The organism is Glutamicibacter sp. NPDC087661 (genome assembly GCF_044743275.1).
Taxonomy (GTDB): domain Bacteria; phylum Actinomycetota; class Actinomycetes; order Actinomycetales; family Micrococcaceae; genus Glutamicibacter.
Genome location: NZ_JBIUWE010000001.1, coordinates 1397857 through 1412549, shown reverse-complemented (window position 1 = coordinate 1412549; position 14693 = coordinate 1397857). Strand labels below are relative to the sequence as shown.

The 14693-nt window shown below is 60.2% G+C and carries 6 protein-coding genes; 3 read left to right on the top strand and 3 right to left on the bottom strand.

Annotation, left to right across the window (positions count from 1 at the left end):
• Positions 1 to 499 precede the first annotated feature (499 nt).
• Positions 500 to 8395, top strand: coding sequence for an LPXTG cell wall anchor domain-containing protein (locus ACIOTN_RS06595; protein ID WP_402734960.1), 7896 nt, complete (start codon positions 500 to 502; stop codon positions 8393 to 8395).
• 167 nt (positions 8396 to 8562) lie between these two features.
• Here ACIOTN_RS06595 and ilvD read toward each other — a convergent pair whose 3' ends face one another.
• Positions 8563 to 10482: a dihydroxy-acid dehydratase gene (gene ilvD, locus ACIOTN_RS06590; RefSeq protein ID WP_105661080.1), complete on the bottom strand. Its 1920-nt coding sequence runs from the start codon at positions 10480 to 10482 to the stop codon at positions 8563 to 8565.
• Positions 10483 to 10567: 85 nt separating this feature from the next.
• On the opposite strand from ilvD, the gene ACIOTN_RS06585 reads away from it, so the two are divergent.
• Positions 10568 to 11347, top strand: a complete 780-nt coding sequence (locus tag ACIOTN_RS06585) for a helix-turn-helix transcriptional regulator (protein WP_402697527.1) — start codon at positions 10568 to 10570, stop codon at positions 11345 to 11347.
• Between the two features lie 434 nt (positions 11348 to 11781).
• Here ACIOTN_RS06585 and ACIOTN_RS06580 read toward each other — a convergent pair whose 3' ends face one another.
• Together ACIOTN_RS06580 and ACIOTN_RS06575 are read right to left on the bottom strand one after the other, a co-directional pair.
• Positions 11782 to 12930 carry an ATP/GTP-binding protein gene (locus ACIOTN_RS06580; protein ID WP_402734959.1) on the bottom strand — a complete coding sequence of 383 codons (1149 nt, stop codon included), beginning with the start codon at positions 12928 to 12930 and terminating at the stop codon, positions 11782 to 11784.
• Between the two features lie 142 nt (positions 12931 to 13072).
• Positions 13073 to 13831 (bottom strand): alpha/beta fold hydrolase, encoded by a 759-nt coding sequence (locus ACIOTN_RS06575; RefSeq protein ID WP_332498684.1) that lies wholly within the window; start codon positions 13829 to 13831, stop codon positions 13073 to 13075.
• Between the two features lie 116 nt (positions 13832 to 13947).
• Here ACIOTN_RS06575 and ACIOTN_RS06570 point away from each other — a divergent pair, with 116 nt between their 5' ends.
• Entirely contained in the window at positions 13948 to 14673 is a 726-nt protein-coding gene (locus ACIOTN_RS06570) for an NrtR DNA-binding winged helix domain-containing protein (protein WP_332489031.1), read from the top strand.
• Positions 14674 to 14693: the final 20 nt, after the last annotated feature.

Here is a 14693-nt window from a genome sequence, read left to right as displayed (position 1 = left end):
CAAAGCCGCTGTCGCAGAGCATCGACCTTCATTGCTGTCCGCTAGGGCCTGAATCGTGAATTTGGCAGGTGACAAGCACGTTTAATCCATGGGCAAAGAAGTGCACCGATCGCTTCATTTTCAGCCAAATTTATTTCCTTCCATTTGCTGGCACAAAGCCGAATGCCGGCGTAGGATGTCGGCATATCGTTGTCTTGAATTGGGGGATTTAAAGACGAATTGAAACACTCGCATTCATTTCGCATCTTTAGATGCATTGGGGAACTTATCCTGAGCAGTTGAGCCACATGGGGTGGCGGAATCATGGGCCAGGCTTTCATTATCTGAGGTCAAAGCCTTACTATAGCTCGCTCTTTTTCGGGTGGATCGCTCCTGCACGCCGCGCGATCCACTCAGGACATTCTTGTATGGGGGAGAAATGTCTAGGCATCAAAGGCGTGGCACTCTTGTGCCAAATTTGCGCCGTAAAACAGCTTTAAACAGATTATTAAAAGGATGCTTGGCGATAATTTCGTCGATTTCCTTGTGCTTTGTCATGACCATTCCGGGCATGGCAGTTGCTGCCGAAACTTCTGTTGGGGAAGAAGCCGAGGCCAAACAGCAGGGGACTGAACCGGAGAACTCTGAATCGGTCCTGGCCACCGGCTCGGCGGAGGAAACCAAGGCCGAAGCCGACGAATCGTCCACGGCTGACACGGGGCAAGAACAGCCAGCTGCTGAAGCAGTAGACAGCGCCAAGACCTCGGCGCCAGAGGAAGAAGCAGCGGCCGAACCTGAGTCCGCCCCTGCACCGGCACCGGCAACTCAGAAGCCAGAAAAGCCAAAAACTGTGGAAACCACGCAGCCGGCACCCGAAGCGCAACCTGTGGAATCAGCTGCGCCCAAGACAGAGAAGAAGCCAGTGGACAAGGCTTCACCGGAACTTGCGCAGCCGAAGGCCGAAGTTTCGGAATCGGAAGATTCTACCGGGTCCTCGACAGCGGCCCGCGAGCCGATCACGGCCGCTGCCCTTGAGTCAGGTGCTCCGCGGATTTGCGAGTACAACGAAGGAGACGGCTCGGTCGACACCTTCATGCAGAAGTCCGATGAGATGCCCGCCTTCGCCAACGGCAATGTCCACGACGGGCTCTATGAGGGCGGTGTGGTTCACCAGCGCTTGGAAATGACATTGCCCGCAGGCGAAAACGAGCTGGTCATCAATTACCAGGTCAAGCAGGCCGGCAAATGGGCCTATGACTATTTGCTCAACGAGACAGTGGACGGCGCGAACATCACCGGCTGGACTGTCGATGAAGGCGCCGGGAACGACCGCGTCGACACCGTCTTCATCACATTGATGGTCGACGGAGAAGAAGGCGACGAGTCAAGCGTCACCCTCTACTTCGATGCGCATATCGCCTCGGAGCTGGATCACGGCCCGGGCACCGGTGCTTCCTCAATCAACGGTTCGCCGTACCACGTCCTGATCTCGTCGTTGAACTGCAAGTCCATTGGACAACGCGACAACCAGATCCAGGCCGGTGCGGTCCAAGCCGGTTCCGTAACCGTCATCAAGGACGCGGTTCCTGCCGACGGCACGGATTTCGACTTCACCCTCGCCGAGGACCGCTTCGGCGACTCGACATCATTCAACCTCGATGACAGTGCCGATTCCGATACCGGCGCGAGCTTGCCGCAGAGCGTCACCTACACCGTGGCGCCAGCTACGATCACCGTCACCGAAGAGGACTTGCCAGCTGGCTGGAATCTTTCCTCGATCGCCTGCACCGGCGCCGCCGCTATCCGCAGCGGTTCGGCCATCACGTTCAACCTGGGTGACAACGATGAAGTCACCTGCACCTTCACCAACACGAAGACCACCTACGACGAGCTCACGGTCCACAAGGATGTGCAGGCATCCTATGACCGCGACTACGACTGGGATCTGGACAAGTCGCTGGCCGAGGGCCAGCAAGCCACAGTGAAGGCCACGGCCACCGGAGTGGACGTCGATTACAACGTGGTCGCCACCGCCAGCGAGGCCCAGGACAGCAACTTCCAGCTCTCCGGCACCATTACCGTGATGAACCCGAATGACACGGCGATGTCCGGGATCACCCTGGCCGACCAGCTTGATGGAGCCAATTGCGTCATCTCCGCTGGCGGTTCGCCGATCGCCAATCCGGTGACCATCCAGCCCGGCGAGAATTCCTTCACCTATGAATGCGACCTGCCCGAGGGAACCAGTGCCTCCAGCGCCGGCACCAACACGGTCAGCGCAACCTGGGACCCGGAGGCCTACTATGGCACCGATGGACAAGCCAGCGCCTCGGCCGGCTACGATTTCGCGTCCGTCTCGCCAACGGTGACCGACGAGGAAGTCACCGTCACCGATAGTGAAATCGACCTTTCGGGCATCGCCGGCGGTAACACCGTTACAGCGGGGGAAAGCCCGAAGACCTTCGCATACACCATCGAGTGGGACGGCGTGCTCGGAGAATGCACCGACTACCAGAACATCGCCAGCCTCGCCGCAGACGACGGCGAAACGCTGACCGACAATGCCACCGTGGAAATCTGCATCGGCCAGGATCTGGCCATCGAGAAACTGGTCGTGTCCAGTTTCAACCGCAGCTACGACTGGAGCATCGCCAAGGACGCAGTAGGCGAGCAGCCATTCACCGCGGATCCGGAAACCGGCGAATTCACCGCGCAATACTCCGTCACTGTCACTCCCGAAAGCTATTCGGACAGCGACTGGGCCATGAGCGGAACCATCACGGTATCCAACCCCAATGACTGGCAAGCCATTGACGTGACCGTCACCGACCAGGTCGATGTGGGCGGGGACGCAACCTGCCAGGTGGTCGGCATTGCCGGCGAACCGGACACGATGGACGCCGATCCGGCCGCACCGGGCTTCCAGGCAACACTGGATGCCTCCCAAACGCTGACCTTCAGCTACAGCTGCACCTTCGGATCGCAGCCGAATTACGAGGGCAGCAACACCGCCGAAGTGACGTGGTCCTCCAGCGAGGCCTCCACCGCTTCGGGCAGCGCCACCGAAGTTGTACCGGTGGATGCAGGCGACTGGACGCAGACACCACTGAACCAGACGGTGACCGTGACCGACCCGCTGCATGAGTTCGATCCGGCCTGGACCATCAATTACTCCGATGGCCCGCAGACTCGGACCTATGAATACACCTGGACGGTGGAGGAGGCCGGCAAGTGCCAGAGCTTCATGAACACCGCCACGATCACCGGCAGCAACCAGCTGGTCAAGAGCGATGACGCCCAAGTCGAAGCGTGCCGCCAGGCAGGGCTGACCGTCACCAAGGACGTGACGGCCTCCTATGACCGCACCTACTTGTGGAGCATCGACAAGCAGCTGGCCGAGGGCCAATCGCCAGATGCCGTGGTCGAGGAAGACGGAACCGCTACCGTTCACTACACGGTGCTGGTGGACAACACCGGCTACGAGGATTCCGGGCAGCAGCTTTCCGGATCCATTACCGTGGCCAATCCCAACGAATTCGAAGACCTCGAAGTGACGATCAGCGACGAGAATACCCTCTCGGCCGCCTGCACCATCGTGGCCGAGGACTCGAATCCGGGAATGGAAGGCATGCAGCAGGTGGTGCCGCGCAGCGGCTCGATCACCGTGGACTACAACTGCGATGCATCGGCCGTGGCGGAAGCCGACTACACCGGCCACACCAACACGGCGGTGGTCACCTGGGGTGATGGGCTGCAGGCTGAGAGCCAGCCGGTACCCATCGAATTCACCCTGGATGAGAGCACCGATGAATCCGTTGGCGTCTGGGATGACCAGGCTGATCCTTCCGGGGACCCGGTACTGCTGGGCACGGTCAACTACGCCGACGCCCCGCAGAGCTTCAGCTACGAGATCACCTACGAAGTGCCGCGCGATGAATGCCTGGTCTTCACGAATACCGCGTGGGTGGATCTGGCCGGCGAGGACATCGAGGACTCGCAGGAAGTGGGCATCTGCGACCAGAAGAATCTGGTTATCACCAAGGACGTGGACGCCAGCTACGCACGCGACTACGACTGGTCGCTTCACAAGCAGGTGGACCACAGCGAATTCACGGTCGCCGGCAACGGCACGGTTACCGCGCACTACACGGTAGTGGCCACCGCCGGCGAAGCGCAGGACAGCGCGAAGCAGGTGTCCGGGACCATCACCATCAGCAACCCGAACACGCAAGTCGGGGACCTGGCGGCCACGGTCACCGATGTGCTCTCCATCCCGTCGGCCAGCTGCACCATCGAGGGCACCGATGCGGATGGAAGCGCCGGCGGTTTCCAGCTCGTGCTCGGTGACGGGGAAAGCACCACCCTGGGCTACAACTGCCAGGTCCCGGCGGACACCGACATCACCGCCCAGTACACGAACACCGCAACCGTGGCCTGGGGCCAGGAGCGCCAGGCTGAAACGGAAGTCGATTTCGGGTTCGAGCTGGCCCTGCTGACCGACGGCGAAGTCGCCATCACCGATGACCAGACCGTTGAAGGCCAGGAAGTGGTGCTGGGCACCGCGATGGCCGGGGAATCGCCGAAGGCCTTCGAATACGACCTGGAACTGCAGGGCGTGGCCGGAACCTGCACCGAGTACACCAACACCGCGGTGCTCGATGAGGCCACCGGCGAGGGCGAGGAGAACACGGCTTCGGCCAGCACCACGGTGTGCGCCGGCGCAGATCTGGATATCGCCAAGAACGTCGTGACCTCCTTCGACCGCTCCTACCTGTGGTCGCTGGACAAGGAGCTGCTCTCCGGGCAACCGCTGGCAGCCAACCCGAGTACCGGCGAGGCCACGGCGAACTACCGGATCACCGTGACCCCCGAAGGCCACGAGGACGGCAATTGGGCGATGAGCGGAGAAATCACGCTGGCCAACCCGAACGACTGGCAGGACGCGCCGGTCACGGTGCAGGACTTCGCCGATGTCGGCGGGGACGCGGCCTGCACGATCACCGGGGTGCAGGGCGAAGCGGTGGCTGACATGTCCGCCGAGCAAGCCGGCTTCCAGACGGTGATCCCCGCAGGGGCCCAATGGGTGATGGCCTACTCGTGCACCTTCGAATCCCAGCCGGACTACGAAGGCAGCAACACCGCCACCGTGGACTGGGACGCCCAGGCGCTGAGCACGGCCAATAGCCAGGACTCGGACACCGTAGGGATCACGGAGCAGGACTGGAACCAGACGCCGCTGAACGACACGGTCACCATCACGGACAGCGCCCACGAGTTCGATCCGGCGTGGACAGTGGATGTGGCCGATGGGCCGCAAAGCCGGGACTACTCGGTGACGTGGAACGTGGAGGAGGCAGGCACCTGCCAGGTCTTCGAGAACGTCGCCACGCTCACCGGCGATGACGGATTCACCGCGACGGACAACGCGCTCGCCGAAGCCTGCCGCGAGGCGGCCTTGGAGATCAGCAAGACCGTCGAAGCCGCGTACGACCGCACCTACCAATGGCAGATCGACAAGTCCTTGGCCGAAGGCCAGGACCAGGAGATCACCACCAACGGGGCGGCCAGCGAACCGGTGGACTACGTGGTCAAGGTGGAGAACACCGGGTATGAGGATTCGGGATGGGTACTGGAAGGCCAGATCACCATCACCAACCCGAACCAGTACACGGGCATCGACGCCACGATCCAGGACGTGGTCGATCTGGAAGCGGTCACCTGCACCACCTCTGAATCGCTGGTGGGCATCCCGGCCAACGGGACAATCACCGTCGGCTACAGCTGCGATGTCTCCGCGGGAGTCGATCCGGGCTCCTATAGCGGCGGCACCAACACCGCCACGGTCAGCTGGGGCGATGACCGGGCATCGAGCACGCAGGTGCCCATCGAATTCGCCATTGATTCCCTCATCGATCGGCAGGTCGAGATCTGGGATGACCAGTCGAATCCCCAGGAGCCGGTGCTGCTGCGCACCGTGGACATTGATGATTCGCCGGTGCTCATCGAGTACCAGCTGGAGCATGATGCTCCGGCCGGTGAATGCATGAGCTACACGAACACCGCCTGGGTCGATATCCAGGCAGGGGAGGATCCGAGGGATGAGGCGACCGTGCAGCTATGCGGCTTGCTCGATCTGATGATTGCCAAGGATGCCGAAGCCAGCTTCGATCGGACCTACCTGTGGGATCTGGAGAAGAAGGTTGACCGCACCGAAGCTGTCGTCGCCGAGGACGGCACCGCCGACTTCTCCTACACCGTATCGGCCATCCCGGACGGATCGGAGGATTCCGGCCATGAAGTGCACGGCATGATCGTGCTGGTGAATCCGAACCGCTTCGCATCAGCCTCGACGGTAGCCACCATCACCGATGAAATCAGCATCGAAGGGGTCACGTGCACCATCGACGCCGAGGACGCCGATCCGCAAACCGGGGGCCTGCAAGTCGCAGTCCCGGTGGGCAGCGACGGAACCGGAGCCACGGTGCAACTGCCCTACAGCTGCTCGGGTACCCCCGGCCAGCTGCACGGCAGCAACACGGTTACCGCAACCTGGGGCGAGGGTTCGGTGGCCACGTCAACCGCACCGGTGGACTACCTGCTGGATGCTGAAACCGATCAGCAGGTCACCGTCATCGATGACAAGACCAATCCCGAGTCGCCGGTAGTGCTGGGCGAAGCGATCTGGAATGCCGAAGGCACCCCGGTCGACTTCGACTACACCCTGCGCCACCAGGCCCAGGCCGGCACCTGCAACGAGTTCACCAACACCGCGGTGATCCAGCAGACCGGGGCCGAGGATTCGACCACCGTCACCCTCTGCGGACAGAAGGCCCTGGGCCTGCAGAAGACCGCGCAGGGGCTGGTGGACCTGGATTACGAATGGGAGGTAGAAAAGCGGATCGACCAGAGCAAGCTCACCGCGAACGAGGATGGAACCTTCACCGCGCACTACTGGGTTCAGGCTCGCAACACCGCAGCCGTTGAGCAGAACTTGCGGCTGGCCGGTGAAGTGATGGTGCAGAACCCGAATGATTTCGGTTCCATCACCGCCACCTTGGAAGACCGGATCGATACCGCTGGCACCAGCTGCCGGATCGATCTGGAAGATGCCGATGAAGCGGCCGCTGGATTGCAGGTCGTGCTCGATGCCGGGGAGAACTTGGGGGCCCGGTATGAATGCGACCTCGCTAGCTGGCTCACCACCGATGCCTTCGAAGGAGCAGTCAATACGGTGATTGCCTCCTTCGATGACCGCGAAGTGCGTGCCGAAGCACCGGTTGATTTCCAGATCGATGCAGTCACGGACGAATCGGTGAGAGTCACCGACGACATGATGGATCCTGGCGCCGAACCGAAGGTGCTCGGGGTAGTCCATGTCCCGCAAGCTCCCATGCAGTTCGAATACGAACAGGTGCTGGAACCCGAAGCGGGAACCTGCACGGTATACACCAATACAGCGGCAGTCCATGAGAGTACCGACGGCAACGGCAAGGACGAATCCTCGGTGGACCTGCAACTGTGCATCGAGCAGGGCCTGATGATCGCCAAGAGCGCCGACGCCCAGTACGTCAGGGACTACGACTGGTCGACCCGCAAGGACGCGAAGGAAACGAAGTTCGAGGTTGACCCGGACGGGCAGGCCACGGCCAAGTACACGGTCCAGGCGATGCTGGAGGATTACGAAGACCAGGACTTCACCGTCACCGGTGAGATCACCGTGGCCAATCCGAATGACTTCAAGGACACGCAAGTGCTCCTGGAAGACAAGCTATCCATCGACGGGGCCAGCTGCTCCATCGAAGGATTGGTGGAGGGGAAGCTGGAGCTTGCGGCCGGGGAAACCAGCACCGTGAAGTACAGCTGCACCTTCGAAACACCTGTTGCCGAGGCCGACTACACCGGCCACGAGAACACGGTGAACGCCAGCTGGACCGACGTGGAAGGGACAACCCGCACGGTCAGTGCCAAGGCTCCGATGGAATTCGAGGCGGCTTCGGCCACCGATGAAATGGTGACGGTCTTCGATGACTACACCAATCCCGGCCAGCCGCGGGAACTGGGCACGGCCAAGGCCGAAGAGCAGAGCAAGAAATTCACGTACGAACTGGTCTTGGACGGCGTAGCCGGCAAGTGCCAGACGATGACGAATACGGCCTCGATACCGGAGAAGTCCGGCGAGGATGGGAACAATTCGGAATCGGCGGACGTGGAAGTTTGTTCCGAGGCTCCGCAGGCAGCGCCGCCGGCACCACCGGTTCCTCCGGCTCCGCCAGCGCCGGCAGCACCACCTGCCCCGCCAGCACCGCTTGCGGCAACCGGCCTTGACCAGGGCTCGTTGTGGCTGGCAGGGGCTGCAGGGATGGTGATTATCGCCGGAGCATTGATCCTGCTTCGGTACCGTCGCCGGAACCCATAGTCCGCGCGCCAGCTGGATGCCGGCCTTGCCTCTCGCGGCAGGGCCGGCATTCGGCGTGCGGGGAACAATCCCTGCTGCTTCGGGGCTAGTGCCTTGGAAACAGAACAGGCCCGGTCCGCTTATTCGCATAAGTGGTCCGGGCCTGTTGCCATGGTCAAGCCTTCTGGCTAGATTTGGGCCGCGCTTTGGGCCGCGGCTTCACGCTCATCGGCTTCGCGCATGGCACGTTCTACGCGATCCACGTCGCGGACTGCACCCTTGTCAGCGGACAACGCCATGGCGGCGTAGGCACGCAACGCAGGGGAGACCACGCGCTCGCGGCTCTTCGGGCGGTAGCCGGTGGTAGCGATCAAGCGTTCGCGGCGTTGTGCCAAGACCTCGTCAGAGACGTTGAGGGTCAGCTCGCGGGTAGGGATATCGATGGAGATGGTATCGCCATCTTCCACCAGGGCGATCATGCCGCCGGAAGCGGCCTCGGGGGAGACGTGCCCGATGGACAGGCCCGAGGTGCCACCGGAGAAGCGGCCATCGGTGATCAGTGCGCAGGCCTTGCCCAGGCCGCGGCCCTTGAGGAACGAGGTGGGGTAGAGCATTTCCTGCATGCCCGGCCCGCCCTTGGGACCTTCGTAGCGGATGACTACTACGTCGCCTTCCTTCACCTGCTTGTTCAGGATCTTCTCGACGGCTTCATCCTGTGATTCGCAGACCACTGCCGGGCCGGAGAAAGTCCAGATCGAAGGGTCAACGCCAGCGGTCTTGACCACTGCACCGTCCACGGCGATATTGCCGCGCAGTACGGCCAGGCCGCCGTCCTTGGAGTAGGCGTTCTCAACCGAGTGGATGCAGCCTTCTGCATCATCGGTGTCCAGCGCCGCCCACCGCTCGGACTGCGAGAAGGCGGTGGAGGAGCGCACGCCGCCCGGGGCCGCGTGCCACAGGTCGAAGGATTCCTCCTTGGCCTTGCCGCTGCGGATATCCCAGTCATCGAGCCATTCGCCCAGGGTTGCCGAGTGAACCGTGTGCACGGTTTCATCCAGCAGGCCGCCGCGGCGCAGCTCGCCGAGGATTGCGGGGATGCCACCGGCACGGTGGACATCTTCCATGTAGTAGATGGTGCCGTTGCCGGCAGCGTTGGGTGCAACCTTGGCCAGGCACGGGACACGGCGGGACACTTCATCGATCTCATCGAGGCCGAATTCCACGCCGGCCTCGCGGGCGGCGGCCAGCAGGTGCAAGATGGTGTTGGTGGAACCGCCCATGGCGATATCCAGTGCCATGGCGTTGCCGAAGGCCTTCTTGGTGGCGATGCTGCGTGGCAGGACCGTCTCGTCGTCTTCGCCGTAGTAGCGGTTGGCGATATCGACTACCAGCTTGCCGGCGTTTTCATACAGGTCCTTGCGGGCCGTGTGGGTAGCCAAGGTGGAGCCGTTGCCCGGCAGGGACAAGCCCATGGCCTCGGTCAGGCAGTTCATCGAGTTGGCGGTGAACATGCCCGAGCAGGAGCCGCAGGTCGGGCAGGCCGACTCTTCGATGCGCAGCAGGTCTGCATCCGATACGTTCTCGTTCACGGCCTCGGAGATGGCATCCACCAGGTCCAAGGTGCGCACGGTGCCATCTACCAGGGTGGCGCGGCCGGCTTCCATCGGACCACCAGAGACGAAGACCGTAGGGATGTTCAGGCGCAATGCGGCCATCAGCATGCCCGGGGTGATCTTGTCGCAGTTCGAGATGCAGATCAGCGCGTCGGCACAGTGGGCATTGACCATGTATTCCACGGAGTCGGCAATGAGGTCGCGCGATGGCAGCGAGTAGAGCATGCCTCCGTGGCCCATGGCGATGCCGTCGTCCACGGCAATGGTGTTGAATTCGCGGGGGATGCCACCGGCGGCAGTGATGGCGTCGGAGACAATGCGGCCTACCGGCTGCAGGTGGGTGTGCCCTGGAACGAATTCAGTGAAGCTGTTGGAGACAGCGATAATCGGCTTGCGCCCGAGGTCAGCGCCGTTCACGCCGGCTGCGCGGAACAGTGCGCGAGCGCCGGCCATATTGCGGCCATGGGTGACAGTGTGTGAACGAAGTGTGGTCATACCTAAAATCTCACCATATATTTGCCCTCAAACCCAGACGGTGACGATACTAGTAGTACTACTACCATGCAATGAGGTTTACCCCGTGACTCCAAGTCAAAGACGTCGCGAAGAACTCGCCGCGTTCCTCAAGGACCGCCGGGCCCGGGCTGACAGGGCTTCCCATGGATTGCCGGAGATCGGACGCAGCCGCGTGCGCGGCCTGCGCCGCGAAGAGGTCGCCACCTTGGCCGGCGTTTCCGTTACCTGGTACACCTGGCTTGAGCAGGCCCGCGACATCAATCCCTCGCGCCAGGTTCTGCAGTCCTTGGCACGGCTGTTCCGGCTCACCCCGGTGGAATCCTCGTACCTGTTTTCTCTGGCTGGGCACGGTGAGCTTGACCCGATTGGCACCGGCGGCATGACTCCAGCCCTGCAGCGTTTGCTCGATGCTTTGCAGTTCCCGGCCTTCCTGCTCTCCGCCGACTGGACCATCCTGGGCTGGAATGAGGCCTATGAACAGCTGTATCCGCGGGTGGCTTCACTGGACAGCGAAGATCGGAACCTGTTGTGGCTCGTTTTCACCGATGCGCAATTGCGTGAGATGCTCCCGGATTGGGAAGTGCAAAGCCGCGGTTTCGTGGGAAGCTTCCGTGCCGAAACGCGTGGATGGCTCAGCCCATCGGGGGACAGCGGCATTGTTGCCCGGGTCTCGGCGGCCTCCCCGGAATTCGCCGCTATCTGGAATGAACGGGACGTTGCCGGTTTCCGTACTGGTGAACGGGTGTTCCGGCACCCAGCTAAAGGCCTGACCCGCTATGAGCAGCACAACCTGACCCCTACCGAAGCCTCGGACCTGACCTTGTTGATGTACACGCCGCTGTAGATGGAACCGATTTCGCAATGAGTTTGTCGTAGGGAGAGCTTCGTAACAGAACGCATCACATTGCCATTCGGTTCCAGTACTGCAAATTAGTCCCGAAACCGAACGCTCCGTTTAAAGATCCTTATCCCAAATTTCACTGTATTCCGTGCTGAAGGCGGGCCAAATTTTGGATCGAACATCATCGAGACACGAAATGCCCTTCATATCGTCGCCTGTGAGGACAAATTCATGAGGAATGACTCGGCCCGATCTGTCCTTGCGGTCCAGCGGATCAGCGAAACGAATAGCTATGGAATCGGCGTCTCGGTGGAATACTTCTAATTCGTCGTCGACTTCAGAAAACGCTCGATTGTAGAATTCCAGAGGCTTTTCGTGACTCCCATCTCGAAGAAATCGAAATCCCCAAATCCTGCCCCGTGTGGCCCAAATGACGCTCAACGTGGGCTCCTGAGCAATACCTTGTCAGATTCAGCTTGTGAGAGTTCTAATTGGAAACCCGCAATAATGGCACTGATAAAGTCCTTCTTCTGTATTGCCTTCTTCTGGAGTTTCTCCAAACCTTCATCCGCCATGTTTGCTACGTGAGCCATAGCTTGTGGCTGGACATGATTAAATAGCGATGCGATGCGATTGGGGAATCGATGTTGGACCAGTTGAACCGCCGCAGCGATTAGTCCTACGCCATTTAGCAGTTCTTTCGCAACCTTGCCGGGCAGGACACGTGCATTCGCCCAGCGAAGATGGCGTTGCATTGGCAGCGCTGAAGCGAGGGGTAGGACCAGATTGATGCCAACGCGATCACCGAGATCGATATGGCCAGATTCAAATTTCGCTGATGATGTCAGCACGAAGTCTTCCCCCACAGACAGTGCTTCATTTCCAGTGACAAACCCTGACAAAATTTGCCGGAGATCTGCGATTTCGCCTGCGACCTTACCGATCAAAAGATCGCGAAAACGATACGCATCATAATCTGGCAGCAAGTCACATTTCGTCAGTGCAAACATCCAGATTCGAGGGAACCTGACGAGCTTCTTGCCATCATGCAGCAATTCGTCTTGAAGTGATAGGAGAGTGCTCTTGAGATTTCCTAGCAAGGACTTGAGGTAACGCTCGATGTCGTCGTCATCGTCAAGGAGTCGCGAACTGTCGACGAGGATCAAGGCAACGTCCGACCGGATCAAGTCGTTGAAGGTCTTCAGACGGATCTCGGCTTCTTCTTCAGTATTGGCTCCGTGGCTGAGCCATTCGCCTGGATAATCGTGCCATACGAGCCTGAGCGCATTGAAAGGGATGCTCGGATGGTTTTGTCCGTTGTTTTCTTTCAGCTTTAAAGTGAATGAGTACGTTTCGTTCTTGAAGCGGTTGGCTAGCGGTGTGCGCGAATTTTCCCGCATTCCCAAGTAGTTCTTATGAAGTTTTGCACCCTGCTTAAAGTCGTCGGCAACTATCCGATAGAGGTTGCGTTCGGTGAACTCCGGTTCTTGCGCGGCTCCGTATAAAGCGGACAGTAGAACTGTTTTTCCGCTACCACTTTCGCCGAAGACAGCAATGTGCTGCTCAGGTGTTTTAGTACTCGCCATGGAATCATTCCTCAGGCTTATCGCGCAATTAGCGCTGTCAATCGATTTCTGTTGGGATCAGCTTATAGGCATACAGCGACGAAAGGGCGGAGGTGTCTAATAGGCGAACTATTTTGACTGCAGAGTAGCGGCGAAATGTAAATTATAAGAATTCAGCATTAACGAAGTTTAGTGCCTTTTCCTTGAACTCGCGGCTGGTTACCGCGTTGGCGTGATTGCGTCCTGCCAGCCACAGCACTTCATTGCGTGTTCCTTCGTCCTTCAGGAGGCGACGCAAATGCGGCATGGTGGTCGCGAGATCATCCTGGTCTCCGGCGACCAGCAAGGTGGGAACCGATGGCACCTTGGCTGCCGGATCGTAGGGCTCGGATTTGATTGCCTCAATCAGCTCAAAGAGCGCCGATAGATCATTGGACGGTTCAGCCTCGGCAATCCGCATGATGGCGGCGGTGTAGTCGTCATGGATCTTTTCGCCCGTCTCAACGTAGGTGCGGGCCTGGTCCAATTCGAAGGCGGCCAGCGGATCACCGGCTCCTGGACCCCCGATGACTAAATGATTCACCAAATCCGGATTGAAAGCGGCGAATTCCCAGGCCAGCCGGGAACCCAAAGAGTAGCCGATGACATCTACGGGTCCATCGTCCAGATCCATCACGATGGCAGCCAGGGCCTGGCGAATCTGGCTTGGTGCCCAGCTGCCGTCGTTGCGGCGAGGATCTTCTCCATGGCCCGGCAAATCAACCAGAAGGACATCGCGTCCTGCATCAGTGAAATATTTCAGCCACCGCGAGCGGTCCCAATTCAGTTCGCCGGATGAGGCGAAGCCGTGGATGAAAAGCACGGATGGGCTTTTCACCTCAGCGTTTGCGCGAACCACTCGAAGATTCAGATCCAATGTCATGCCATTGATCATAGGTCATTCACCCTTGAAATGTGATCTGGGCTAGCGCCTCAAGAGCGTTAATGTCAGAATGACTCTAACGAATCCGAATGTGCTGAAAACGAGGCAAATAAGAAATGTCATCCGTACCGGGTTGGGCGAATGTCGACGAACGCCGCAACCTCCCGCCCGCTCTTGCGGTTTCCACTGTGATCCTGGGAATCCGTGAAGGCAAAGATGGCGGACCCGACAAACTCTGCTTGCCAGTGGTACGCCGCATTCGCCAACCCCACACTGGAATGTGGGCGCTGCCAGGCGGACCAGTTGATCCGCGGGAATCCCTCGGCCAAGCGGCAGGGCGCAACCTTGCTGAAACCACAGGCCTACGCCCCACCTATCTGGAACAGCTCTACACCTTCGGGGATATCGACCGCTCGCCAACCCACCGCCTAGTCACCATCGCCTACTTTGCGCTGCTGAACGCTGACCAGGTCGGTGCCACCGTCCAAGACGACAACGTGGCCTGGTTCGATATCGATGATCCGCAGATTGCCCAGATGGCTTTCGACCACCGAAAGATCTTGGACTACGCCATGTGGAGGCTGCGCAACAAGACCGAGTACGGGCAGATAGCGCATCGATTGCTAGGAGAACGCTTCACCCTGGCGGCCCTGCGCGGAGTCTATGAAGCTATCCTCGGACGCCGCCTGGATCCTGCGAACTTCCGCCGAACGCTCAAGAACACTGCCTCCATCGAGGAGACCGATGAGTATCTGGCCGGCGGACAGCACCGGCCGCCACGGTTATACCGCTACGTGGGCCACGGACCAGACCCGTTGGAAGTCGACCCGCTGCACGACTAGCAAGCACCATTCATACTTTT